Source organism: Desulfovibrio sp. 1188_IL3213 (assembly GCF_036763145.1).
Classification (GTDB): Bacteria; Desulfobacterota; Desulfovibrionia; order Desulfovibrionales; family Desulfovibrionaceae; genus Desulfovibrio.
Genome location: NZ_JBAIYR010000330.1, coordinates 1 through 2,608 on the forward strand (window position 1 = coordinate 1; position 2,608 = coordinate 2,608).

2 protein-coding genes are annotated in these 2,608 nt (G+C 59.6%); both read left to right on the plus strand.

The genetic code is table 11. The features are described from left to right. Nucleotides 1-167: 167 nt before the first annotated feature. A complete protein-coding gene (locus V6C16_RS11005; protein ID WP_333535264.1) occupies nucleotides 168-1,241 on the plus strand; it encodes a 4Fe-4S dicluster domain-containing protein in 1,074 nt (357 codons plus the stop codon). A gap of 155 nt (nucleotides 1,242-1,396) precedes the next feature. Beyond that, complete coding sequence (locus tag V6C16_RS11010) at nucleotides 1,397-2,257, plus strand: FAD/NAD(P)-binding protein (RefSeq protein ID WP_333543216.1); 861 nt, start codon at nucleotides 1,397-1,399, stop codon at nucleotides 2,255-2,257. Nucleotides 2,258-2,608 lie beyond the last annotated feature (351 nt).

Consider the following 2,608-nt stretch of genomic DNA (forward strand, 5'->3'; position numbering starts at 1 on the left):
CAGCGGGCCTGCCCCGTGGGCATTCCCATCCTGGCCCTGCGCCAGCAGATCGCCCGGGCTGTGAGTCAGCTCTTTGACGGCTACAAGGCGGGCCTCAATGCCGAGGCCGTGCCGCCGCTTCTGGGCTATGAAGTGGAAGAAAAGAACATCCATGAGAGGGACTGGAAATGAGCATGACCCGCTTTGTAACCCCCGACGGCCTGCCCGCCTTTCTGGCCTTTCTCTCGCAACAGGGCAACCGCGTGCTTGTTCCCGTGGAAAAGCCCGCGGCCAAACGCTCCGTGGTCTTTGAAGCCTGGGAGGAAGGCAAGCCCTTTACCCTTGCAAAAGCCACCGTGCCCGCCAAGGAAGCCGTGCTGCCCCAGTGTGAAACCCTGGTAAGCTACAAAAAAAGCAAAGATCCGGAAAATCCGTCCCGCGTCTCCATACAGGTGGACGATACCCCGCAGGCAGAAGCCACCGTGGTTTTTGCCACCCGCCCCTGCGATGCGCGCGGCTACGCCATCCTTGACCGGCCCTACCTTAAAGGCCCCTTTGCCGACCCCTATTACAGGGCCAGGCGCGATGCCCTTACGGTCATCAGCCTTACCTGCAATTCGGGCTGCAATACCTGCTTCTGCCACTGGGTTGGCGGCGGCCCCACCTCCCCCGAAGGTTCGGACATTCTCATGACCGAAATCGAGGGCGGCTATGTGCTCCAGGCCATTACGCCCAAGGGCGAAGCGCTGCTTTCCGCCTCTTCGCTCGAAGACGGCGGCGACCGCTTCGCCAAGGTGGAGGAAGTGCGCAAGGCGGCCTGGGCCAGCCTTGTGCCTGCCCCCAACATCAAAGAGGCCCCGCAAAAGCTGGCGGCCATGTTCACGGATGTGGAGTTCTGGCAAAACCAGACCGACCGCTGCCTGTCCTGCGGTGCCTGCACCTACTTCTGCCCCACCTGCTATTGCTTCAATATCACGGACGAGGGCGAAGGGCTGAGCGAAAAGGGCGGACGCCGCCTGCGCAGCTGGGACAACTGCATGTCTTCCCTGTTCACGCGCGAGGCCAGCGGGCATAACCCCCGCACCACCAAGGCCCTGCGCATGCGCAACCGGGTTTCGCACAAGTACTCCACCTATCCTGAAAACTGGGGTTCGTTCTCTTGCAGCGGCTGCGGCCGGTGCATCAGCAACTGCCCCGTCTGTCTGGACATCCGCGCCATTGTGCTGGCAGCGCTGGAAGCCAAGCAAGACAAAGCCGAGTAGGAGCAGACATGGCTACCAAAAAAAATACCGTCCAGGCCAAGGGCGGCTCCAAGGCGGCCGCCCCCGCAGCCAAGGCCGCTGAAGTCCGGACCGAACCAAACGCCCCGGCGGCTGCCGCTGCCAAAACCGCCCCCAAGGCCCCGGCCAGGGGCGGCATGCTGCGTGAAATAACGGCCCGTCCGCAACCCACAGGCAACCCCTATCTGCCTATGACAGCCACCGTGGCTGAAGTTATTCAGGAAACCGGCAATATCCGCACCCTGCGCGTGGTGCTGGACGATGCCGAAGCCATGAAAAACTTTGTTCATGAGCCAGGTCAGGTGGGGCAGCTTTCTGTTTTCGGCTCAGGTGAATCCACCTTTGTCATCAACTCGCCGCCGTCACAGAAAGACTATCTGCAATTCTCGGTCATGCAGGCCGGAGAAGTAACCGCAGCCATCCACCGCCTGTCGCCCGGCGACAAGGTGGGTGTGCGAGCGCCGCTGGGCAACTTCTTTCCCTACAACGACTGGAAGGGCAAGGACGTCTTCTTTGTGGGCGGCGGCATCGGCATGGCGCCCATCCGCACCATCATGCTGCACGTGCTGGAAAACAGGAAGGACTACGGCAAGGTGAGCCTGCTCTACGGCGCGCGCACCCCGCGCGACATGGCCTTCAGCTACGAAGCCGAAGAATGGCTGCGCCGCGACGACCTGGACTGCACGCTCTGCATCGACGCGCCCTTTGAGGGCTGGGAACACAAGGTGGGCCTTATCCCCAACGTGCTCACCGAACTGAATCCCGACCCCAAAAACTGCGTGGCCGTGCTTTGCGGGCCGCCCATCATGATCAAGTTTACGGTGCAGGCTCTGGAAAAACTGAACTTTGCTCCGGAAAACATCGTCACCACACTGGAAAAGCGTATGAAGTGCGGCATCGGCATCTGCGGCCGATGCAACATCGGCGGGCGCTATGTCTGCGTGGACGGCCCGGTGTTCACCTGGAAAGAACTTCAGGAACTGCCGCCGGAATTGTAGTTTCCTGCCAGTAATCCTTTTTTAATAATTCATTGCGAGAGAGGCCCCTTTTTTCAAAAAGGGGCCTCTCTCGCGCTCTCTCCACCAAAAACTTTTACAGGGCAATTTCACCCTGACATTACAGAACAGCTGCACAGACCACCGGCGGCCACGAATCTCGCCAAGATATCGGCTTCGGTCATTATGCAGTTGAGGGGATTGCTCCGAATACCTCGTGCTCGTCACTAGAGCATTTAACACTTGAAATGCTCGCTTACGGCAGGCAAAAGCCTGCCTTCTCGCATTTCGTGGCAAGGATTTTCAAGAAAATCCTTGCAGAGCAGTTAACTCATTTCATTCGTTAACTGCTCT